Below are 21,911 nucleotides of genomic sequence, written 5' to 3'. Positions count from 1 at the left end.
AAGACTCCTGCGGGAAAAGCGAGACAGGTGAGACCCCGCAGGAGCGCATGCGACGAGGAGGCTCACCGGCCGCCCGCGGAAAGCGAAGTCTTGCATGGAAATCAACAGCGGTGTATAACAAACCATTCGGAAAGTACTTTTTGAAAACTATTTGACCAAATACCCGACAGGGTATATAATGTACTTATAATAAATATAAAGAGGTGTTTTCATTGGAATTTATCGGATTAGCGATCCTGGTCATACTAATTCTTTTATATGCCAGAAGAATGAAACCAGGAAAGAATATCAAACAAATCAGCACCGCCGAATTAAAGAAAAAACTAGGGAACCCATCCACACAATTTATTGATGTTCGTACCCAAGGGGAGTTCAAAGGCAGACATATAAAAGGATTTAAAAATATACCGCTGAATACGCTTCATAAGAATTTGGACAAGCTGTCAAAGGATAAAGAAGTAGTGGTTATTTGTCAGAGTGGAATGAGAAGTGCTAAAGCAGGTAATATTCTTTCTTCTTCAGGTTTTACATCTGTCACTAATGTCAGGGGCGGAATGAGTGCCTGGTCGAATTAAACGTTTAGAGAAAGGGAGATAAGAATGAATAGTATCACACCGGTAGAATTACAAAAGAAACTGGAAAATGAAGAGGCGCTTCCTATCATTGACGTAAGAGAAACAGCCGAGGTTAAAACAGGGAAAATTCCGGGTGCCAATAATATCCCCTTAGGACTTTTGGAATTCAGAATGAATGAATTGGACAAGGCCATGCAATATTTCGTAGTCTGTCAATCTGGGGGGAGAAGCAGTCAAGCTGTCAGGTTTCTTGAATATCAAGGCTTTAAAGTAGTGAATGTGGATGGTGGAATGTCTGCATGGAAAGGTCAACTTCAATAATAATGTCATAAAAGGGCTGAATAATCAGTCCTTTTTTGTTTTTTCCATAATAAACAAGGTAATTATAGTAATGAATCATTATAGTTCCAAAAGAAATGAGATGATGAATGATGAAAGAAACGAATGAATCCAAGTATATCCAGCAGCATTTGGCAAATGAAAGGACTTATTTAGCCTGGATCAGGACATCTATTGCGATATTGGGTATAGGTTTCTTAACAACTAGTCTGCATTACACGTCTCCTCAGGAGAATGAATTTCAAGGGCAAATCACTTTTTTAATCAGCGGAGTCAGCATAGTGATCGGCCTGTTCTTAATTATCGGGGCAACAATTAATTATTATCGTGCCCGCAGACATATCAACACGCAGACCTTCACATCCGCCAATGCAGTGATTATCTTTATGTCGATCGTCGCGATGGTCATTCTCATATTCGTAAGTATGTATCTTTTGTTATTAAATTAATAAAACAAAGAAGCAGGGGTTTCCTGCTTCTTTCGTTAACCTTGTTTCTTTTCATTATAATATTGAACGGAAGTCATTGCACCTTCACTGACCATTGAATTGTCTTCAATATTTTGAGGATCTGGATTTCCGCCTTTTTCAACAGGCAGATCTTCTGATTTGCGTTTTTTGATTTTCGTCATGAATCCTTCTTTCATATTATGCAGGTGATTCCGGTTTTCTTTAGAAGAGAGCAACCATCCTAAAGACCCTGCAGTTACAGTAGCACCAACTAATAATGTTTTATTTACTTTCATATATTCTCCTCCTAGAAAATGCATCTTTTATGTTTCTTTGTTTTTTATATTCCCCTCATCTATTCCTTTAAACATATTTTAAGATCCAATAAATGTAAAAGAGGGAATCTTTAAGAGTAAGATTTCGTAAATATTCTTTCTAATTATTGGCATAATACCATTAGATTAAGTATTCCCACTGAGAAAGGTGATAGCATGAGAAAAGTTAAAAGAAAACAATTAGCTTCACTCATATATATAACTGGAGCGATGATGACAGTAATAGCAACCATTGTTTCCTTTATCCAAACCAAGTCCATCATTAAAGCGATAAAGAAGTATAGTCCTTACAATTAAGGTTGATTACTTGCAAAGATCCTGTATAGTTAGCACAATAGGAAACATGGGAGGGATGACTAAATGAAACTTAAAGGCAAAAAAATTATACAGCTTGTAAGTGGAGATTTTGAAGATCTGGAACTGTGGTACCCAGTCCTTCGTTTAAGGGAAGAAGGAGCTGAAGTACATATTGTCGGGGAGAAAGCAGATGAAGAATATATCGGGAAATATGGAGTGCCGATTGTTTCCGACTTTTCATTTGATGAAGTCAATCCGGAAAATTATGATGCCATATTAGTTCCTGGAGGATGGTCTCCTGATAAATTAAGGAGATTCCCTGAAGTAATTAATATGGTTAAAGAGATGAATACAAATACAAAGCCGATCGGCCAAATTTGTCATGCCGGCTGGGTATTGATTTCTGCAAGAATTTTAAACGGAGTTAAGGTTACCAGTACACCGGGTATCAAGGATGATATGGAAAACGCCGGGGCCGCGTGGGTGAATGAGCCTGTGGTCGTTGATGGTCATATCGTGTCCAGTCGCAGACCGCCTGACTTACCCGACTACATGAGAGCTTTTATTGAAACGATGACTGAATAGTAATAGAAGGACCGAATAAATACCCGCCTATTATGAAGGAGGAAGGTATTCATACGGTCCTTTTTTGTTGCACTATTTCTCATTTTTATTATTTTTTCTTTTGTCCTGATCATTCAGTCGTTCAAAAAAAGTCTGTTTGATGGATTGGTGGGTTGTAACGGCTGCCCCAGTGCAAATGAATCCATTTGCAATCCCGTTAAAGTCAAATCCCAATACAAAGCCGCTCGCCGCTACGCTTACCACTAATAAAATCCAAATGATCAACCAATCAGGGATATGAGGGGTTTTCTTTAGTGCAAAACCTAATACCCAAAGAGCGGGAACAAGAATCGTCAATTGAGGATGAATGATGATTCCGTTTAGCAATTCTGCCACAGTAGTATCCTCCTTATGATTATGGCTACTACTAATCTATTCTTACGCCATATACTTTCATGACAAAATATAGACTGATCAGTGTTTACGACTTTAACCATCAATGTTTGTTCGTTGGGAATTGTGATAACTATAAACTGAAATGATTGGTGAGGTAAGCAAGATGGGTTTGTCGAGTGTTTGAAGTGACAATAGAAATCTTCAGTGATAAAATATGAATGACTTTATTTATGATTAGGAGTGTTGATAATGGCGAAAAAAGGATACATACAATTTCAAACAGGAGAAAAGATCGAATTCGATTTATTCCCGAATGAAGCACCTGGAACAGTAGAAAACTTCGAAAAATTAGCAAAAGAGGGTTTTTATGACGGGTTGACATTCCACCGCGTCATTCCTGGCTTCGTGAGTCAAGGAGGATGCCCGAATGGAAATGGGATGGGCGGACCTGGTTATACGATTAAATGTGAAACTGAAGGTAATCCTCATAAGCATGAAGAAGGATCCCTATCAATGGCACATGCAGGCAAAGATACAGGGGGGAGCCAATTCTTCATCGTCCATGAACCACAGCCGCATTTGAATGGTGTTCACACCGTTTTCGGTAAAGTGACTTCAGGAATCGATAGTGTGAAGTCAATGAGAAATGGTGATGTCATGGAGAAAGTTGAAGTATACGACGCATAATTATCTAAATTGAAGTTATGAAGGTTGAAATTTATGAGGATATCATATAATATATAAATACAAGCTGCGTTGTACGTAATCATAACGAAGTTTTAACCTTTAAACTGTAACAGGGAGTTTTATATCGAAGCCGGAATGTCATGCCTCCACGATAGAGGACGACAGGAAGTCTTCTGCAAACACCCACTTTGAGGAGTGGTGGTTTAAAACTTTCTTATCTAACATTACGGCAAATGTGGCTCTAACCTTTTAATGATAAAGCCAGTTCTCTAATGAGGGCTGGCTTTTTATCATTGTTTTCCATGGTAATAACTACCGGCGTGAAACTTGTGCAGAGTGGTTCACCTTCATTTTCATTATTAAAAAAAGCTTCAACGCGTTCCTGTAATATCAGGAATTCATTGAAGCTTTAATATTATAGACGAGGCCTCCCCCGTCCGTACAGTGGTTAAGTGTCCCGCAACAAGCGAATGTTCGGGAGAGGCATCTACAAGTATACTATCTTTGAACTGTAATCGCAAAGTTTTGTGACCCTGAAATAATCAAGCCAGAAATCGACCGTCTTTTTGTAAGTATTCATCAATCTCTTTAAAACTGTTCACTTCAATATGAGAAAGTGACTTTTCTTTTAAAAGTTGTTGAAGCTGTCCAAATGCAAAAGTTAAATCCGCTGCCTTTGCCGGGTGAGAATCGGGTTCACTGTCTCCTGCAAAGAAGACGATTTCATATTCTTTATGTAGTTCTGTTATCACTTTTTCTTTGTCAATTCCATATCTTTCTGAATAATGGGGGTGGCCGCTGTCAATATTCAAATGAACATTTTTATCTTTATAATAACCTTCATTTGAAAATACTTTTACACATTCTATACCATAGTGATTCAGCAGATGTTGAATATAATAATCGGTTCCAGCACTTAATATGAAAAAATCCCCATTGTTTTTTTGCACCTTTTTAATAAATTCAGGGACATGCTCGTCTATCTCAATGGATTTTATATCATCCATGATAATATCTTCCTCTTGATTAATTGAGCTGAAGACAGCAGACAAAAAATCGATATCCTTTATTTCTTCCGATTTCCATTGCTTATAAAGCTTTTCCCCCTCGTTAAAGTATTTCTCAATTACGATTTGATAAAAATCCTTTTTAGTTATCGTGCCGTCAAAATCAGAAACAAATGCCCACTTATTCATTTTGAAACCTCCTGTGGAATATTGAAGTGTATCATAGCAACTTACATGTGATTTTATATGTAGAGAAGACCCCTTGTAAATGATTATACTAAAAAGAAGTTCTCAACTCATTTTTAAAAACCCCATAGTGGTCCCCCTTGTATTTATATAGGTCTGTCTATCCTCAAAAAATCATGTAAAATGAATAATCATACTAAAAAACCTGGAGTGACTCCTGTGAAAAAGAAGCAGCTTAAACTGAGTACAATCATCATACTCTTTGTTTGCATCGTTGTACTGGTATCCCTTGTGCTAACCGACTTGCTCATATCAAGGACGATTAATGAAAACATAGAATCTTCGATTGAAGAAAAAGCAAAGATCGTTTCCCGAACGGTTGCCCATTCAACGATTGTAAAAAATGGTTTAGAGGAAGAGGAAAGTGAAAATCGAATACAAGAATACACTCTTGATATTCAAAAATCAGCGGAAGTTTTATTTGTAGTTGTGATGGATATGGATGGTATACGAAAATCTCATCCTAATCCAGAACGGATCGGCAAACACTTTGTCGGCGGGGATGAGAAAGAAGTGTTGGAAGGTAAGGAAAGTCTTTCAATATCAGAAGGAACATTGGGTAAATCGGTCAGGGCTTTTTCCCCTGTATATAATGAAGATGACCAACAAATTGGAGCAGTAGCTGTAGGGATTTCTCTTAATAGGGTGGAAGAAGCGCTAAATCAAAGTCACCGGAACATTTTAGCGGGATCCATCATTGGGATAATTGTAGGAGTCATTGGAGCCATTATTATTGCGAGGTACATAAAGAAAATACTATTTGGGCTGGAGCCTATTACGATTGCGAAAATATTAGAAGAACGGAATACAATGCTTCAATCGGTTCATGAAGGAGTCGTGGCCGTAAATAAGGATACGACGATTTCATTAGTGAATAAATCTGCACTGAAGATATTCAATCGAGCCGGACTAAGCAGCGATCCAGTCGGTTTACCGATTAAAGAATACATGCCTCAAACCAAATTGGAGAGAGTCATGGAAACAGGGAAACCTGAATTGAATGAAGAGCAAACGATCAATGGAGTATCTATACTAGTAAACCGTGTGCCATTAATTGTGAACGATGAAGTCGTAGGCGCCATTTCTACCTTCCGGGACAAGACGGAAGTGAACCATCTGGCAGAACAGCTGACCGGGGTGAAATCTTATGCAGAAGCGCTTCGGGCGCAATCACATGAATTTATGAATAAAATGCATGTAATTCTAGGCTTGGAGAAGATGAAGGACTATACTAGGTTAAACCGTTACATAAAGGAGCTTGTTTCTTTTCGGCTGGATGAAGTGACCACTGTGTCTTCTAAAGTGAAAGATCCTGTTCTAGCGGGATTTATTATGGGGAAACTGAGCTATGCGAGAGAAAAGAACGTTGTGTTAACGATTGATTGTCACGATTTCATCCCAGAACCAAGGGACCCCGCCGTGTCGCACGAACTAATCACGGTGATTGGGAATCTATTGGACAATAGCATTGAAGCCACAGCGGAATGTGATGAAAAAGAAGTGCTTATGGAATTATCTTATCAGAATGACGTGTTTGAACTGATCATAACGGACACCGGAAAAGGAATCCCGGAGGAAATGATAGAAGAAATTTTCATCAAAGGATATTCCTCAAAAGGAGAAGGGAGAGGCTACGGGCTTTTTTTAGTGAAAGAAAGGCTGGATAAACTGAGTGGGAACCTTCATGTTGAATCGAAGGAAGGCTCAGGGACGACAATGATTGCACAAGTAATATATAAGGAGGGGAAGATGAATGATTAGGGTGTTAATAGTGGAAGATGACCCAATGGTGGCAAGGCTTAATCAAAACTATTTAAAGGATATAAAAGGGTTTCAATTGATGGGTATTTCGAATTCCATTGAAGATGCCAAAGAAAAATTGAAAATGTATGAGGTTGATCTAATTTTACTGGATGTTTACATGCCCGGGAATCAAACCGGTATGGATTTATTGGAGCAGATAAGGAAGGAGCAGCGTGAAACAGATGTCATTCTTATCACGGCTGCTTCTGAAGTAGAGAACATACAAGTAGCTCTTCGAATGGGAGTAGTTGACTATTTAATTAAACCTTTCGAATTTGAAAGGTTCAAAAAAGCTTTATCATCTTATCGACAAAGTAAACAAATGCTTCAAAAACAATCAACCGTCGATCAGAAGGAACTGGATTTACTTTTACAAAAAGATGCACAAGAAACTGATGACAAAGCGGCACTTCCTAAAGGATTAACGCACCGTACTCTATCTGCGATTTTCAATGAAATTTTGAGCTTTGGAGATGAGTCTTTCTCAACAGATGAAATTGCTGAAGTAACGACAATTTCGCGGGTATCGATTAGAAAGTATCTTAAGTTCATGAAAGACATCGGGGTAGTGGATGAAACACTTGTTTATGGAATCGGAAGGCCGGTATATCAGTATACGTATAATAAATCGAACAACTCAAGACTTCAAAATTATCTTTAAGCAGCCCAACGGCTGCTTTTTTTAATTTCAAAAGGTAATCAATAGTTTCAAAATCTTTAAAAATATGAAGCGTTTTCATAAGATGGATATACATTGAAAGCGATTACGTGAAGATTGTTCAGTATCATGATTTTATAACACGAATAAGGGGATGATTAAGATGGGACAAGTAACATCAACACTTGCATATAAGGATGAGAAAGTAAAAGAAAAAGTTACATTCGCCAAGGAAGAATCATTACAAATTTTCAACATGCCGATTCTCTGGTTTCTAGTTTTTACAGGAATCACTCTTGTAAGCTTGTATACTGGAAATCTTCCAGGTGGAATGATCGGAACCCTTCTTGTCATGATGGTGCTCGGTGAATTGTTAGGCTGGGCAGGAGACCGGACGCCAATTGTGAAAACGTTCTTGGGCGGAGGGGCAATCATTGCGATATTTGGTTCTGCTTTTATGGTATATGCGGGATTACTTCCAGAAGCAACGGTCACCTCAATGACAGACTTTATGAAATCTGGAGGATTTCTGAATTTTTATATTGCTGCATTAATTACAGGAAGCATTCTAGGAATGAATTCGAAAGTGCTTGTAAAAGTGGGGCTGCGATATTTCCTGCCCATTATTGGAGCTGTAGCAGGAGCTGTCATCATCGCCGGATTACTTGGATCACTTGTCGGTTTTACGCTGCAAGAAGCCATTCTTGTCATCACAATGCCAATCATGGGCGGCGGTATGGGGGCAGGAGCTGTCCCTATGAGTCAAATCTATTCTGAGATGATGGGAAATGACCCAAGCTACTATATTTCAATGCTTGTACCTGCTCTTGCATTAGGAAACGTATTCGCAATCATTTTAGCCTCTGTACTGGATATGATCGGAAAGAAAGTTCCTTCATTAAGTGGAAACGGACAATTGATGAAAGGCTTCACATATGAAAAAACGAAGCAGAAGTATAATGTAGAAAAGATGGGAGTCGGTTTACTTGCTGCATTGACATTTTTTGCAGTCGGGACTTTGCTTGGCACTGTGCTGCCGCTCCATCCATATGCCATCATGATCATTCTTGTGGCTGCCGCAAAGATTTCAAATATGATTCCTCAAAATGTTGTAGAAGGAGCAAGTCAATGGTATCAATTTGTAGCAAGTAACTGGACTTTTGCCTTATTGTTTGGAATCGGAGTTGCTTATACCGACTTGAACACGGTTCTTGAAGCACTGACTATTCAATATATATTAACGGTATTGGGAGTGGTTCTCGGTGCAATCATCGGGGCGGGACTCCTTGGAAAACTGGTTGGCTTTTATCCAATCGAAGCTGCGATCACGGCAGGATTATGCATGGCGAATATGGGAGGCACAGGAGATGTTGCCGTACTATCAGCATCAAAGCGAATGGAGCTGATGCCATTCGCACAAATTTCTTCACGCTTAGGCGGCGCTTTGATCTTATTATTAGCCGGATTAATTATACCTCTGCTGTAAATATGATACACTAAGGCTTGACTCCAGAAGTCAAGCCTATCTCATTTTCATTGGATTGTGGTGGAAAATTATGAACGTCATATTGATAGTTTTGCCTGCTTTACTAGTTTTTGCTATTGGATATATCGGACAAAAGAAACTTGGGTTCGAAATCAATTCAATTTCAAAAATGGCCATATATTTAATGTATCCATTTCTGGCATTCAAGACATTTTTCGAGAATGAACTGAATATGGATTATCTTTATATTTTTCTCTTTTGTATAGTTCTTTGTTTGATTTTAATCATTTCAATTAAAATAGTGGCTAAAATAAAACATTATTCAAAACCGAAAGTCTCAGCCATGATTCTTTCCGGAGTATTTATGAACAGCGGCAACTACGGAGTACCTGTGATTCTGTTTGCGTTTGGGGAGATTGGTTTTCGCTATGCCGTCATTATGATGGTTATTCAGTCGTTTCTTATGAATACAATCGGTCTGTATTATGCGGTCAGCGGCAGTGATAAAACAAGGGACTCCCGTGAGATCTGGATGAAGATTGTCAAAATGCCGATTCTTCACGGTGCATTCCTGGGATTGATTTTTCAATTGCTGCATCTGGATGTCCCGGTGTTCCTAAATCAGACCATCGATTTAATTTCACAAGCAACGATTCCTGTAATCATGGTGGTGCTTGGTATGCAGTTGGCTACCCTCGGAGGGAAAAAGGTAGAAAGAAGTGCTTTATCTTTTATCATAATCATGAGGATGGTGGCCTCGCCAATCATTGCTCTTGTTGTCGTTTCCTTTCTTCCTGTTTCCCCGATGCTCGGTTCGATTCTAATTATTTTGGCAAGTATGCCGACTGCTGCGAATACAACAATGTTTTCTTTGCAGTTCAATACAGAACCTGACCTTGTTTCGACTAGTACGCTTGTCACTACCTTGATGAGTATAGTAACGATTCCCATAATGCTGGCTGTTGTAATATAAAAAGAAGCCAAGGACAAAACTAAAAAACTACTAGTGCAGCCTCTGAACACCGCTAATGATTTCCGTGCAAGACTTCGCTTTCCGCGGGAAGCCCGTGAGTCTCCTCGTCGCGTTCGCTCCTGCGGGGTCTCACATAAGCTACTCTTCCCGCAGGAGTCTTCGTCTTGCACTCCAATCAACCGCTGGAACAAGCTAAAACTTATCGCACGTTTTGTGCAAACTATAAAAAGCCCGAACTAATTTGCCTCTCTGAAGGCAAATTAGTTCGGGCTTTACTTAGACTATACTTCGTTTCAGCCTATTTTTATTTGCAGTTTTATTAGTCACCACTCATGTAATAGGGAGGGTCAAAATAAAAAAATCATAATATTATTATGTGAACAAGAGGAAATGAAAAACATCCTGAAATATATCAGGATGATGTCCTTTACCTCTTCATACTTTTGACAAATTCCTTTGCAACCTTAGGAATTTGTTTTGCTTCATCAACTGTGTACATGATTGAACTCTTTTTGTTTTCGATATCTTGCTGAATTTCCCCTTGTGTCGTTTGCAGCTGGTCGGTTTCTGCAGTGACATGATCCATGTTCGTTTGAATGTTGTTAACCGTTTGATTGATTGAATTGATGGCAGGACGGGTGGTTTTCAAAGTTTTCACCACACTTATCGTCAGCATGATAAGGGCAGCAGCAACAAGTGCAATACTAGTGTAAACAATCCACATGTTTTTCTTCACCTCTCGATTAGTTGATTTGATGTATTTTTATTTTCCCTATTTTCATTAATATTAACTGATTTTTTATTATTTCTTCTTTTTATTCTAATTGTTCCCTTTACTAAACCGAAGGCAGCTTGTAATCTATTGATAAGGTAATGAGACGGGAGGAGCAGTGAATGATTAAAGCTATATTCTTTGATTTAGATGATACGTTATTATGGGATTCAAAAAGTATACAATGTGCATTTGATGAAACATGCAAGTATGCCGGTACTAAGGTGGATATCGAGCCAGGCAGATTAGAACGTGAAGTTAGAACTTCTGCAAGGGAATTGTATTCCTCGTATGAAACGTATGAATTCACTCAGATGATCGGTATTAATCCTTTTGAAGGATTATGGGGTGATTTCATCGATGAGCATCATGAGCAATTTTTGAAGATGCGGGAAATCGTTCCTGCTTATCGGGAAAAAGCCTGGACAAACGGTTTGCAAAGTCTGGGGATTGATGACAATGCTCTGGGCAAGGAATTAGCTGAGCGATTCAGGATTGAAAGGAAAAAGCATCCTTTTGTTTATCCCGACACCTTCCATATTTTAAATATGTTAAAGGACGATTACGTATTAGTTCTCATGACGAATGGATCTCCTCATTTACAACAATTGAAATTACAAATGACACAGGAGCTGGTTCCCTATTTTGAAGAAATCGTTATTTCCGGTTCAATCGGACGGGGGAAACCTGATACCGCAATGTTCATTCATGCACTAGATAGACTTTCTCTAAGTAAAGATGAAGTGATCATGGTAGGAGACAATCTCAAGACAGACATTCTCGGTGCGAAAAGAGCAGGGATAAAAAATGTATGGATCAATCGACATGAACACAAGCCTGAAGGAGTCATCCCTGACTATGAATTAAAGGAACTGACTGAACTGTTGGATTTACTTAAGCAATTTTAGCTTCTGTACATATTTGATGTCCATATTTCATAGAATGACCACTGCATGATGGCTGCAGGTTAATTTAAGGAGGCGCTCCAGATGGGGAATGGATTTCATGAAGATGTGGTAGAAGCATCAATCGACGAAGTATGGGACTTCGTCAGCATCATGGATCATTGGGCACCGTTAGCACCAGGATACTTGGATCATAAAATCATCAGTGAGGAAGTATCCGAATGGAAATTTAGAATTGATACAGGTCTGCTCAAGAAAAAGGTGCATGCAAAGGTAGAGATTAAAGAGTGGATAAAGCCAAATAGGGTAACATTTACCTTGACAGGACTTAACGAGAAATTTTCAGGGGACGGTTCTTTTGAAGCAAAAAGAGTCTCGGTGTCCCAGACAAAAATCAAAGGCAAACTTTCCATAAACTCGTACAGCTCCATGGCCAAAATGCTAAGTCCGATCATAGAAAAGACTGTTCCTGAAATGACAAGAGAGTTAACAAATAATGTTGTCACTGAAATTGAAAAACGATATTCAGCCCGGTATTAGGGCCGAAGGAGAACCAATGGAGCAAAATCCGTTGGTTCTTTTTATTGAGTCGAAGATAAAACCGCAATTATGCTAAGATATAGGTTGGGCATGATCATCATGATAGGAACACATAACAGTGATGATAAATCTTATGAAAAAGTACATACACTATAAACAGAAAGAAGAAAAAGGGGTCATTCCATGCAAAACCTTGAGGCTATCCGCGAGAAGGCGATTGAAGAAACGAAAGTTAAAATAGAAGAAGATATTACTCATTTTCTGGAAGCATATGAGACGTGTCCTTCTTTCGGGGACTACCTTTCTGAAAGAAGTATGTTTTTTCAGCAAATATGGTTGAATACTTGGATTAATAAAGTAACAAATAATGTGCTTAGAAGTCATAAAAAAGCATTTCTTAGAAATAAAGGATATGAAGTTGAAGGCATAGATAAAAAGCTTATGAATAAGATGTTTCGAAATGAAATAAGGAACGAACACCCTTTTCCTGTGAAAGAATGGGTTTTGGAAAATGCGCCGGATGAACAACAATGGAAAACGCGTCATCGACAGGCGAGGGAGCGTTATGTCACAGAAATGGCAGAAAAGGTAACGGCTTCCCAAAGAAAAGGCGTTCAAAAAGAAATCCTATACTTCCTTGAACAGAAAGTGGGGGAGCAGGAGCTAAATTGGTATATAGAACTTAGATATGTATTCGCTAAAAAGCTGATAAGTGATATGAATACAAAGCCGAAATATAAACAAATAGAGCCTTGTGCACTTGAGGATAAGTTAGAAGAAGAAGGGATTCTCAGCAGCCATGTGTTTAAAACGGTTTCAGATTTCCTAAAGGAATTTACAGGGTCGATTCATAAGAAAAGTGAACAATGGGAGCGGAATTTGTGGGAATATGAAACGTATTACTACCCATATGAAAGGTTTATTTCGTATTATACAGAACATATAATCTCTTCTTTTGCAATTGAGAATCTTCCTGCTGATATTCTTGTTTCTTATAAGGATATTTTCGGTGAAGAGCTTTCTCAAGAGCGCTTGATTAAATGGGCACAGCCCATTTTCCTTAAGGAAAAGCCACTCTTTTTCAAGTGGATTCAGGAGGAGTATGTCATCGATTTAATACAACTTGCAGGCATGCCTTTTGAAGCAGATGCACACCTTTCCTTATTTAAGCAGGCAAGTGCAAAGAGAGAAGAACGCAAAGCGGAAGAAAGAGCTGCGTTAAAACGTGAACAAGAAGAAGAGGACCGGATACTAGAAGATATTTTTGGTCAGGAATACAGTCCTTCTTACAGAGGGGGTATCAGATATGTCCTTCATATCGGCGAAACCAATACTGGAAAAACACATAAGGCACTAAACAGGATGAAGGGAGCAGAGAGTGGGATTTACCTTGCCCCCTTACGTTTGCTGGCACTTGAAGTTTTTGACAAGTTGAACAGTGACGGAGTGCCTTGCAACCTTAAAACAGGGGAAGAAGAGAAAGAAGTCGATTACGCAAGGCATGTTTCATGCACCGTTGAAATGTTCCATGAAAAAGACGAATATGAAGTGGTCGTGATTGATGAGGCACAGATGCTGGCAGATCAGGATAGAGGTTTTTCTTGGTATAAGGCGATTACGAAGGCGGGAGCGAAGGAAGTCCATATTATCGGAAGCGAGAACGTACGCAGTCTCCTCTTGGAATTAGTCGGAGAAGATCAGGTTGAAATACACAATTATGAAAGAGAGATACCATTACAAGTTGAAGAAAAGGAATTCAAGTTAAAACATGCACGCCAGGGAGATGCACTCGTTTGTTTTTCAAGGAAAAAAGTATTGGATACAGCATCGAGGCTGCAGAACAATGGTCACAAGGTCAGTATGATTTATGGAAGTATGCCGCCTGAAACCAGAAAGAAACAAATGATGCAATTTATAAAAGGGAAAACTAAGGTAATTGTCGCCACAGATGCCATCGGAATGGGATTAAATCTGCCGATCAGAAGGATCGTATTTCTCGAAAATGATAAATTTGATGGGACAAGAAGAAGACTGCTCACTTCTCAGGAAGTCAAGCAAATCGCAGGAAGAGCTGGCCGAAAAGGCATCTATGATGTTGGGAGGGTCGCTTTTACCAAGGATATTAAAAAAATGGCCCATTTGTTAAAGCAGGAAGATCCCTCTCTGCAAACATTTGCGATTGCACCGACAAACAATGTGTTTGAACGGTTTCAACGCTACTATCATGATTTAGATACGTTTTTTGAATTATGGGATCGGTTTAAAAGCCCTTACGGTACAGAAAAAGCGTCTTTAGCAGAAGAAAAAGTATTGTATGATCTCATCAGAGGCACTCAAATTGAAGCGAAACTTTCTCTCAAAGATTTATACGGATTTTTGCATCTGCCATTTTCAAAAAAAGAAAACAGGTTGACCCAGCAATGGTTAGATTCCATGTATGCGATTGTTAATAATGAGGAGCTTCCGGAACCGGATATTAAGAATAAGAATCTGGAGCAAAAAGAAATTTCATACAAAGCGGTCGGGCTGCACCTATTGTTACTGTATCGATTAGGCAGACAGACGGAAGCCTATTATTGGGAGCGTACCAGAGAAGAAATTGCAGACGGGGTACATGAGAGCTTAAGAACGGAAGTAAAGGAAATTTCGAAGAAGTGTAAGCAATGCGGAAAGAAACTGCCGCCTAACTTTGGATTTCCTATTTGTGACCGCTGTCATGCTATGGGCCGTAAAAGACGGGATAATAGAAGAAGGAGCAAATAACCAGAGCAAAATTAAAGCTTGTTATATCGAGATTTGTTAAGATATCCAATAGATTATCAAAAAGAGGTGACAAGTATGAAGATAGAAGTATGGTCTGACTTTGTATGTCCTTTCTGTTATGTAGGGAAACGCAGACTTGAAGAAGCGCTGAATAAGTTTCAGCACAATGTGGAAGTGGAGTTCAAGAGTTTTGAACTTGATCCAAATGCTGCGATTGACGTTGATATGAATGTATATGAGCTTCTTTCAAAAAAATACGGGACTTCAATCGAGCAAGCCAAAAATATGACAAAGGGTGTCATGGAGCATGGGACGGAGGTTGGAATCAAGTTTAATTTTGACCACAGCATTCCGACAAATACGTTCAATGCTCATAGATTAACCAAGTATGCTGCTGCTAAAGGGGTGGATCTTGCTCTGACAGAAAGCCTGTTAAAGGCACATTTTGTTGATGGCAGACATATTGGAGATGAAAAAACCCTTCTTTCTATTGCCGAAAGTGCAGGATTGGATCTTCAAGAAGTAGAAGAGGTGTTAGCTGGTTCCCGTTTCTCAGAAGAAGTTCGATATGATGAAAGTGAGGCCCGTCAGTTAGGCGTGCAGGGTGTCCCTTTCTTTGTCATTAATCGTAAATATGCAATCTCAGGTGCTCAGCCTCCTGAAGTATTCGAACGTACTCTGGAAAAAGTGTGGGAAGAAGAAAATGGTGTTCCTCCACTCCAATCGGTGGAGGGAAAGTCCGATATGTTGTGTGATGCCAATGGTTGTGCTGTTCAAAATAATGATAAATAAGTTTCACCAACAAGTAAAACCAAGTGGGGGTCCCGTTACCCTCACTTGCTTTTTTATCAGAGTTATCGACTAAAGAAATTTTCGGTGAAGTAAGGTTGTGAATCCCCGTTGAAGGCAACGCCAATCCCCAGGTATTCATAATGTGTCTGCAGGATATTTTCTCTGTGACCTTTAGAATTCATCAACCCTTCATGAGCGAATATGGAACTCATCTGTCCATAAGCTAAATTCTCACCGGCAGTCCTGAATGCAACCTGATCTGCCTCCATACGCTCGAAAGGCGATGCCCCTTCACGATTAGTATGACTGAAATAATTGTGATCTGCCATGTCCAAGCTATGTTTCCGGGCAGTTTCCCTGACCTGGTCGTTCCAAGTAAGTGGATGCAAGCCATGATTTACTCTCGCTGCATTGGTAAGATCAAACAACTGAAGTTCAAATCCTTCTTTAAGTTCCGGAGAAGGTTCCGTATAAAACCCTTGCTTATTTTGTTCTAGGTTTTCATCAATTATTTGCACTGCCGTCACGGAATCCTTTTCATGTTTATCATAAAATACGGTGACATAGCTGCCATCCACCTGAAAAACGTCGTGTTCACCGTTGTTCTGCAGCTGGTAAACAGTCAGACCTTTTCGTATTTTGTCCAATGGATCACCAAGCTGGCTGTGAACAGCTTTTTTTGGACTATCCATTTTGATTCCGGCTGAAGACGTCAGTATGTCTTGGTTGGTATATAAACCATTTACTTTTTGTTCTGTGTCATAAGAAACCATAAGGAAATTTTGAAAGTTTTCATGATAAGTATGCCAGGATACTCCGTATTCATTGAGTGTATTTCTTTGTGGTTTTCCAAGCTCTTTTTCCACTTCAGTTCGGGAATCGCCCAGTTCGATATTATGTATAGAAAAAACCTGGCTATCAGGAGCAGATAAGGATGGTTTATCAATATCTTTTCCCTGTGTATTATTTTTTGCATTATCTTCTAAATCCCTGAAAGACTCATCAAACTTGATCAAAAGCAGGTTCACATCATTGTAAAATTGTTCAAAGGCGTCCTGTACTTTTGGGCTGTTTTTCATTTCTTCTATTTTAGACAGCATAGATTCCAAACCGGTAGCGTGTACTCTTTCCTCCCAAACCGGCTTTGAACCGTATGCTATAAATATGATCACGATAAGCAACAGTAATCGCTTCAAGATAAACACTCCATTCTATCCTTCATTTTACCCAAAAAATCCAGGATGAAAAACGAAAGGAAAACTTTTCGTTTGTGTTTACCCAAATTGAAAGGTTTTCAATCCCAGTTACCTGTTTTAGTATAGTTTAGTATGGGTAACATAAAAAGTAGATTCCATTCCAGTCTTTGAAATAAATATAAAGGGGAAATAGTGATGAAACTAACACATGAAGAAAGAATCCAGCTGCATGAATTTAATAACCTCACAAAATCTTTAAGCTTCAATATGTATGATATTTGCTACACGAAAACGAGAGAAGAACGGGAAGCTTACATAGAATATATTGATGAACAATATAATGCCGAACGTCTGACGAAGATCCTGACCCATGTATCGGATATTATAGGTGCCCATGTATTAAATGTCGCGAAACAAGATTACGTCCCCCAAGGCGCAAGTGTGACGATTCTCGTATCAGAAGGTCCAATTGTAGAGGTTCCAACAGAGCATTTTGATGAATCACCCGGACCGCTGCCTTCTTCTGTTACGATGCATCTGGATAAAAGCCATATCACTGTACACACATATCCTGAATATCATCCGCACGAAGGTATCAGCACATTCAGGGCGGATATTGATGTATCGACATGTGGTGAGATTTCACCACTTAAGGCTTTGAATTATCTGATTCATTCATTTGATACTGATATCATGACGATGGATTACCGCGTAAGAGGTTTTACCCGGGATATAAGCGGGCGTAAATTATTTATCGATCATGATATAAATTCCATACAAAATTATATACCCGAAGAAATCAAAGATGAGTACGACATGATTGACGTCAATGTCTACCCTCAGAATATCTTTCACACAAAATGCAAATTAAAAGATTTTGATTTAAATAATTATCTGTTCGGATATTCAAAGGAAAAGCTTGAAAAGGAAGAAGAGAAAGAGATTACCGAAAAATTAAAAATGGAGATGGATGAAATCTTCTACGGAAAAAACATCCACAATCCATATTAGGATGATACTCTGTTGGTTAATTCCAATGGAGTATTTTTTTTGCTTCCAAAAGGATAAAAACCCCATTTGACGAATAAATTCAGTATAATGAACTTGAAACTATTTATAGGGAGGATTATCCATGAACTCACATGAAATCGATTTTAAATTGCATGGAGATGATATGCAATTTGTAGAAATAGAACTTGATCCTGGAGAAAGTGCCGTCGCTGAAGCGGGAGGCATGATGATGATGGATGATGGCATCGGCATGGAAACCATTTTTGGAGACGGGGCACAAGAAGGAAAGGGAAATGGATTTCTTGGTAAGCTTGTAGGCGCTGGAAAACGGCTGTTAACTGGGGAAAGTTTATTTATGACCGTATTTACGAATGAGGGGCTCGGTAAGAAACATGTTTCTTTTGCAGCTCCATATCCGGGTAAAATCATCCCTGTTGATTTAAGTGAATTAGGAGGGAAGGTCATCTGTCAGAAAGATGCATTTCTATGTGCTGCGAAAGGCGTTGCTGTAGGCATTGATTTTCAAAAGAAACTAGGGACGGGATTCTTCGGAGGAGAAGGTTTTATCATGCAAAAACTTGAAGGAGACGGCCTGGCATTTCTGCATGCCGGAGGTACCATACATAAAAAGGAACTGAAGCCGGGGGAATTGTTGAGAGTTGATACAGGCTGTCTGGTTGCCATGACGAAAGATGTTGATTATAACATTGAGTATGTAGGCAAAATCAAGTCGGCTTTCCTCGGAGGAGAAGGGCTGTTCTTCGCAACAGTGCGGGGACCCGGTACGGTATGGATCCAATCTCTCCCATTCAGTCGTCTTGCGGAAAGGATTTATGCAAACGCTCCTGGAGGGGGCAAATCCACTGGAGAAGGAAGTATACTTGGGGGAATCGGTGACTTCTTAAACGGAGATGATTAATAAAATTGACGGGACAGCAGATTTTATTCTGCTGTCTGTTTTTATGCCAAGCCGACTCCGCTTTTCGATTGTCCAGCTCCGGCGGCTTGGGACTCGAGGTCATAATTCAAGCCAGCCAAAAAGGCAAAGAACGCCTTTATGGCTGGCTCGCCTTATGCTTGTCGTCCCAGGTCGAGCCGCCTCCGCTTTTCTTGGTCATTCACCCATTAATTCTTTTTATCATATGTATTAATAGATGGAAAGGAAAGGGTGGTTTTATGTCAGGGATTGTACGGCATTATTATGCAGGAGGAAATACGGCGAAAGGCTTTTATAGTTTGTATGATTCTGTATTGGATGGATTAAATCGTTTGTTTATTCTCAAAGGGGGGCCGGGGACTGGGAAATCCTCCTTGATGAAGGATATCGGAGCAAGGTTCGAGGAAAAAGGATTAGAAGTAGAGTACTTACATTGCGCATCAGATAATCAATCGATTGATGGGGTGATATTGCCTCAATCGGGAATTGGGATTGTTGATGGGACTGCACCTCATATCATCGAACCGAAAGCACCCGGAGTGATCGAAGAATACGTGAATCTGGGTGCTGCGTGGAATTCAGATGAATTGGCAAAGAAAAAGGAAGAAATCCTCGACTTGAATGTTCAGATCACACGGAAATTCCAAGACGCCTATGATACCTTTGCCGAGGCACTTAAAGCACATGATGACATTGAAGAAATCTACATCTCAAATATGGATTTCAAAGAAGCGAATCAATTAACAGAAGAATTGATTTCGTTATTTTATCGGGAAAGTTCTCTTGATAAGGAAGCAAAAGTGGTTCACCGATTCCTTGGTGCAGCTACGCCTAATGGGGCTGTTGATCATATACAAAATTTGACACAGGATGTTGAAAATAGGTATTTCATTAAGGGACGTGCAGGTTCAGGGAAGTCCACCATGCTAAAGAAAATTGCAGCAGCAGGTGAGGAAAAAGGGTTTGATGTTGAAATCTACCACTGCGGGTTCGATCCGAACAGTTTAGATATGGTCATCATTCGCGAGCAGGGTATTGCGATATTTGACAGTACCGCACCGCATGAATACTTCCCAGATCGTGAAAGTGATGAAATCATCGATATGTATGAACGATGCATCACACCGGGAACCGATGAGAAATTTGAAGAAGATATCGCAAGAACCACAAAGGCTTATAAAGATAAAATGAAAGAGGCTATTTCGTATTTGAGTGAAGCCAAGGCACTCCGTGAAAGTCTCGAAGCCATCTATATTGAGGCGATGGACTTTGACAAGGTCAATAAAATAAAAGAAGAAATATACATCGAGTTAATTTCCATTGCTAAAGAAAATTAGAATAGAATCACGCGGATAAGCCGCGTGATTTTTTGTGTGACCAATACATACTGTTGACAAAATACCCTTATAGGTATATTATTTAATTAAGATATCATTTAAAGAGTGATTTATCACACTTTCAGGAGGGATTTGCCAATGAAAGAATTAACAACAAAAGAAGTAGAAGAATTATTAAAAAATGAAAAACCAAACATTATTGATGTTCGTGAAGATGATGAGGTGGCTGCAGGTAAAATTCCTACAGCTAAGCATATTCCACTTGGATCAATTGAATCACGAATGAAGGAATTGGATAAGTCGAAGGAATACATCATGGTGTGCCGTTCAGGTGGTCGAAGCGGACGAGCAGTTCAACTCTTGGAAAGCCAAGGTTTTAACGTGATCAATATGTCTGGCGGCATGTTAGCGTGGGAAGGTAACGTTGAATAATTTTTTTAAGTAAAATAATACCTCAATAGGTATTAAGGGTGAAGGGATAGGATCCCGATAAAATTATGACATTAATCAATCAATAGGAGGAAATAAGATATGACTAAAAAAGTAGCAATCATCGCAAGTAATGGTGGATTATTTGATGCATATAAGGTTTATAATATTGCAACCGCAGCAGCGGCAACAGATCAAGAGGTAGCGATTTTCTTCACTTTCGAAGGCTTGAATCTGATTCATAAAGATGCACATCAAGAGCTTCCAATGCCAGAAGGAAAAGAGCATTTCCAAGAGGGATTCTCGAACGCAAACGTACCATCCATCCCTGAGCTGGTGGAAATGGCCAAAGAAATGGGTGTTCGATTTATCGGATGTCAAATGACAATGGACGTAATGGGGTTGGATAAGGACGCGTTTGTAGAAGGAATTGAAGTAGGCGGCGCAGTAACATTCTTGGAATTTGCTAAAGATGCGGATGTTACATTAACATTCTAATGAAAATTGACAGAAGAAGAGAGCTATTGGATTTTTCCAGTAGCTCTTTTTTCTAACTGTAATACTGAACAATATCTTAATGGAAGAAGGGATCCTTATGAAGAGATGGGTCTACTTTGTCACTCTAAGTTCCAATGCACCCTATGTTATAAAAGAAGGCCTCAAACGGAAGGGAAATGGCGATGAAGTAATGATATTCTTCGATTTGGATGGGGCGTATGTACTCGGTAAACATTACTCAAAGAAAATTGAAAGATCCCACGGAGTGGATATGAACTTGCTGCTTCAAGAAGCTCTTTCATCGGGAATCCAGCTTTACGGGTGTCAAATGAATGTTCTTATCGCCGATGGATTAGAGTTAGTAGATGGAGTGGAACTGGCCGGAGTCGTCACCTTTCTTGAAATTGCCTATAAAGCAGACGCAGTATTAAGTTTTTGAAGGGAGTGGTACCGTATGGCTGACAGAAAAGTTGTTGTACTCGCATCACATGATGAATTGGAATCTGTTTATCCCCCGTTAAATATAGCAGTTGGAGCAGCGTCGTCCGGTGCGGATGTCATACTGGCCTTCTCGAGGGATGGTGTCAACATTTTGGATAATCATTATACTCCCAAGCCATCGAAAGGAATTGAATATTTATCGGAGGCATTGAATTCTTTTCATGCGCCTACTATAAAAGAATTACTTGGTATAGCCGCAGAATCCGGAGTACGCTTTTATATTGTCGATGCTGATTATCATGAGGAGGTGGATTTGAACTACCCTGCAGAGCAGGTTCCCATTAAATGGGTGCTTAATGAAAGCAGTTCTGCAGATTTATTTGTACACTTTTAATTACTTGGAGAAAGGATGAAGATCGTGGGTTGGAAGAAATCGAATTGTGGAAACGGAACCTGAAGCATTTCGTCAAGGAAA

General features: G+C 39.4%; 25 protein-coding genes and 1 other RNA gene. 21 read left to right on the top strand and 5 right to left on the bottom strand.

What is annotated here, in order from left to right; all coding sequences use genetic code 11:
- Positions 1 to 212: 212 nt before the first annotated feature.
- The 3 genes from AAEO50_RS08335 (at position 213) to AAEO50_RS08325 (ending at position 1,363) form a co-directional block, all read left to right on the top strand.
- Positions 213 to 575, top strand: a complete 363-nt coding sequence (locus AAEO50_RS08335; protein ID WP_341982411.1) for a rhodanese-like domain-containing protein — start codon at positions 213 to 215, stop codon at positions 573 to 575.
- 24 nt (positions 576 to 599) lie between these two features.
- A complete protein-coding gene (locus tag AAEO50_RS08330) occupies positions 600 to 896 on the top strand; it encodes a rhodanese-like domain-containing protein (protein ID WP_341982409.1) in 297 nt (98 codons plus the stop codon).
- Between the two features lie 110 nt (positions 897 to 1,006).
- Complete coding sequence (locus tag AAEO50_RS08325) at positions 1,007 to 1,363, top strand: DUF202 domain-containing protein (protein ID WP_341982407.1); 357 nt, start codon at positions 1,007 to 1,009, stop codon at positions 1,361 to 1,363.
- A gap of 35 nt (positions 1,364 to 1,398) precedes the next feature.
- Here the strand turns inward: AAEO50_RS08325 and AAEO50_RS08320 are convergent, their stop codons facing one another.
- On the bottom strand, positions 1,399 to 1,659 hold the full coding sequence (locus tag AAEO50_RS08320; protein ID WP_341982405.1) for a hypothetical protein: 261 nt from the start codon (positions 1,657 to 1,659) through the stop codon (positions 1,399 to 1,401).
- A gap of 399 nt (positions 1,660 to 2,058) precedes the next feature.
- On the opposite strand from AAEO50_RS08320, the gene AAEO50_RS08315 reads away from it, so the two are divergent.
- Positions 2,059 to 2,580, top strand: coding sequence for a type 1 glutamine amidotransferase domain-containing protein (locus AAEO50_RS08315; RefSeq protein WP_341982403.1), 522 nt, complete (start codon positions 2,059 to 2,061; stop codon positions 2,578 to 2,580).
- A 72-nt stretch (positions 2,581 to 2,652) separates the two neighbouring features.
- On the opposite strand, the gene AAEO50_RS08310 is transcribed toward AAEO50_RS08315, so the two are convergent.
- Positions 2,653 to 2,955 carry a phage holin family protein gene (locus tag AAEO50_RS08310; RefSeq protein ID WP_341982401.1) on the bottom strand — a complete coding sequence of 101 codons (303 nt, stop codon included), beginning with the start codon at positions 2,953 to 2,955 and terminating at the stop codon, positions 2,653 to 2,655.
- Between the two features lie 249 nt (positions 2,956 to 3,204).
- Here AAEO50_RS08310 and AAEO50_RS08305 point away from each other — a divergent pair, with 249 nt between their 5' ends.
- Together AAEO50_RS08305 and ssrS are read left to right on the top strand one after the other, a co-directional pair.
- On the top strand, positions 3,205 to 3,642 hold the full coding sequence (locus tag AAEO50_RS08305; RefSeq protein WP_341982399.1) for a peptidylprolyl isomerase: 438 nt from the start codon (positions 3,205 to 3,207) through the stop codon (positions 3,640 to 3,642).
- 58 nt (positions 3,643 to 3,700) lie between these two features.
- Positions 3,701 to 3,888: non-coding RNA, 6S RNA (gene ssrS / locus AAEO50_RS08300), on the top strand.
- A 296-nt stretch (positions 3,889 to 4,184) separates the two neighbouring features.
- On the opposite strand, the gene AAEO50_RS08295 is transcribed toward ssrS, so the two are convergent.
- A complete protein-coding gene (locus AAEO50_RS08295) occupies positions 4,185 to 4,838 on the bottom strand; it encodes an MtnX-like HAD-IB family phosphatase (RefSeq protein WP_341982397.1) in 654 nt (217 codons plus the stop codon).
- Between the two features lie 180 nt (positions 4,839 to 5,018).
- On the opposite strand from AAEO50_RS08295, the gene dcuS reads away from it, so the two are divergent.
- The 4 genes from dcuS to AAEO50_RS08275 all read left to right on the top strand — a co-directional run bounded on the left by dcuS (position 5,019) and on the right by AAEO50_RS08275 (position 9,815).
- Positions 5,019 to 6,656, top strand: a complete 1,638-nt coding sequence (gene dcuS / locus AAEO50_RS08290; protein ID WP_341982395.1) for a DcuS/MalK family sensor histidine kinase — start codon at positions 5,019 to 5,021, stop codon at positions 6,654 to 6,656.
- Positions 6,649 to 7,359, top strand: a complete 711-nt coding sequence (locus AAEO50_RS08285; RefSeq protein WP_341982393.1) for a response regulator — start codon at positions 6,649 to 6,651, stop codon at positions 7,357 to 7,359. Before dcuS ends, AAEO50_RS08285 begins: the two co-directional genes overlap by 8 nt.
- A gap of 160 nt (positions 7,360 to 7,519) precedes the next feature.
- Positions 7,520 to 8,842, top strand: coding sequence for a 2-hydroxycarboxylate transporter family protein (locus tag AAEO50_RS08280; RefSeq protein WP_341982391.1), 1,323 nt, complete (start codon positions 7,520 to 7,522; stop codon positions 8,840 to 8,842).
- 70 nt (positions 8,843 to 8,912) lie between these two features.
- Entirely contained in the window at positions 8,913 to 9,815 is a 903-nt protein-coding gene (locus tag AAEO50_RS08275; RefSeq protein WP_341982389.1) for an AEC family transporter, read from the top strand.
- Between the two features lie 427 nt (positions 9,816 to 10,242).
- On the opposite strand, the gene AAEO50_RS08270 is transcribed toward AAEO50_RS08275, so the two are convergent.
- Positions 10,243 to 10,539, bottom strand: coding sequence for a DUF948 domain-containing protein (locus AAEO50_RS08270; RefSeq protein WP_341982387.1), 297 nt, complete (start codon positions 10,537 to 10,539; stop codon positions 10,243 to 10,245).
- A 170-nt stretch (positions 10,540 to 10,709) separates the two neighbouring features.
- On the opposite strand from AAEO50_RS08270, the gene AAEO50_RS08265 reads away from it, so the two are divergent.
- The 4 genes from AAEO50_RS08265 (at position 10,710) to AAEO50_RS08250 (ending at position 15,587) form a co-directional block, all read left to right on the top strand.
- Positions 10,710 to 11,495, top strand: coding sequence for an HAD family hydrolase (locus AAEO50_RS08265; RefSeq protein WP_341982385.1), 786 nt, complete (start codon positions 10,710 to 10,712; stop codon positions 11,493 to 11,495).
- 81 nt (positions 11,496 to 11,576) lie between these two features.
- A complete protein-coding gene (locus tag AAEO50_RS08260; RefSeq protein WP_341982383.1) occupies positions 11,577 to 12,032 on the top strand; it encodes an SRPBCC family protein in 456 nt (151 codons plus the stop codon).
- Between the two features lie 183 nt (positions 12,033 to 12,215).
- Entirely contained in the window at positions 12,216 to 14,795 is a 2,580-nt protein-coding gene (locus AAEO50_RS08255) for a helicase-related protein (protein WP_341982380.1), read from the top strand.
- 75 nt (positions 14,796 to 14,870) lie between these two features.
- The gene (locus tag AAEO50_RS08250; protein ID WP_341982378.1) at positions 14,871 to 15,587 is read left to right on the top strand and encodes a DsbA family oxidoreductase; all 717 of its coding nucleotides are present in this window, start codon (positions 14,871 to 14,873) and stop codon (positions 15,585 to 15,587) included.
- A 62-nt stretch (positions 15,588 to 15,649) separates the two neighbouring features.
- Here AAEO50_RS08250 and AAEO50_RS08245 read toward each other — a convergent pair whose 3' ends face one another.
- On the bottom strand, positions 15,650 to 16,792 hold the full coding sequence (locus AAEO50_RS08245) for a CAP domain-containing protein (RefSeq protein WP_341982376.1): 1,143 nt from the start codon (positions 16,790 to 16,792) through the stop codon (positions 15,650 to 15,652).
- 186 nt (positions 16,793 to 16,978) lie between these two features.
- Between AAEO50_RS08245 and speD the strand changes: the two genes are divergently transcribed.
- The 7 genes from speD to AAEO50_RS08210 all read left to right on the top strand — a co-directional run bounded on the left by speD (position 16,979) and on the right by AAEO50_RS08210 (position 21,830).
- A complete protein-coding gene (gene speD, locus AAEO50_RS08240; protein WP_341982374.1) occupies positions 16,979 to 17,794 on the top strand; it encodes an adenosylmethionine decarboxylase in 816 nt (271 codons plus the stop codon).
- Positions 17,795 to 17,915: 121 nt separating this feature from the next.
- A complete protein-coding gene (locus AAEO50_RS08235) occupies positions 17,916 to 18,713 on the top strand; it encodes a TIGR00266 family protein (RefSeq protein ID WP_341982372.1) in 798 nt (265 codons plus the stop codon).
- A 257-nt stretch (positions 18,714 to 18,970) separates the two neighbouring features.
- Positions 18,971 to 20,068 carry a PRK06851 family protein gene (locus AAEO50_RS08230; RefSeq protein WP_341982370.1) on the top strand — a complete coding sequence of 366 codons (1,098 nt, stop codon included), beginning with the start codon at positions 18,971 to 18,973 and terminating at the stop codon, positions 20,066 to 20,068.
- 138 nt (positions 20,069 to 20,206) lie between these two features.
- Positions 20,207 to 20,500 carry a rhodanese-like domain-containing protein gene (locus tag AAEO50_RS08225; protein ID WP_341982368.1) on the top strand — a complete coding sequence of 98 codons (294 nt, stop codon included), beginning with the start codon at positions 20,207 to 20,209 and terminating at the stop codon, positions 20,498 to 20,500.
- A 99-nt stretch (positions 20,501 to 20,599) separates the two neighbouring features.
- Complete coding sequence (locus AAEO50_RS08220; protein ID WP_341982366.1) at positions 20,600 to 20,995, top strand: DsrE/DsrF/DrsH-like family protein; 396 nt, start codon at positions 20,600 to 20,602, stop codon at positions 20,993 to 20,995.
- A 97-nt stretch (positions 20,996 to 21,092) separates the two neighbouring features.
- Positions 21,093 to 21,434, top strand: a complete 342-nt coding sequence (locus tag AAEO50_RS08215; protein WP_341982364.1) for a DsrE/DsrF/DrsH-like family protein — start codon at positions 21,093 to 21,095, stop codon at positions 21,432 to 21,434.
- Between the two features lie 15 nt (positions 21,435 to 21,449).
- Positions 21,450 to 21,830: a peroxiredoxin family protein gene (locus AAEO50_RS08210; RefSeq protein ID WP_341982362.1), complete on the top strand. Its 381-nt coding sequence runs from the start codon at positions 21,450 to 21,452 to the stop codon at positions 21,828 to 21,830.
- Positions 21,831 to 21,911: the final 81 nt, after the last annotated feature.

The sequence above is a fragment of the Rossellomorea oryzaecorticis genome (assembly GCF_038405515.1).
GTDB classification, from domain to species: Bacteria; Bacillota; Bacilli; order Bacillales; family Bacillaceae_B; genus Rossellomorea; species Rossellomorea oryzaecorticis_A.
Note: the sequence above shows the minus strand (reverse complement) of the source record. Positions and strands in the feature narration are given on the sequence as shown.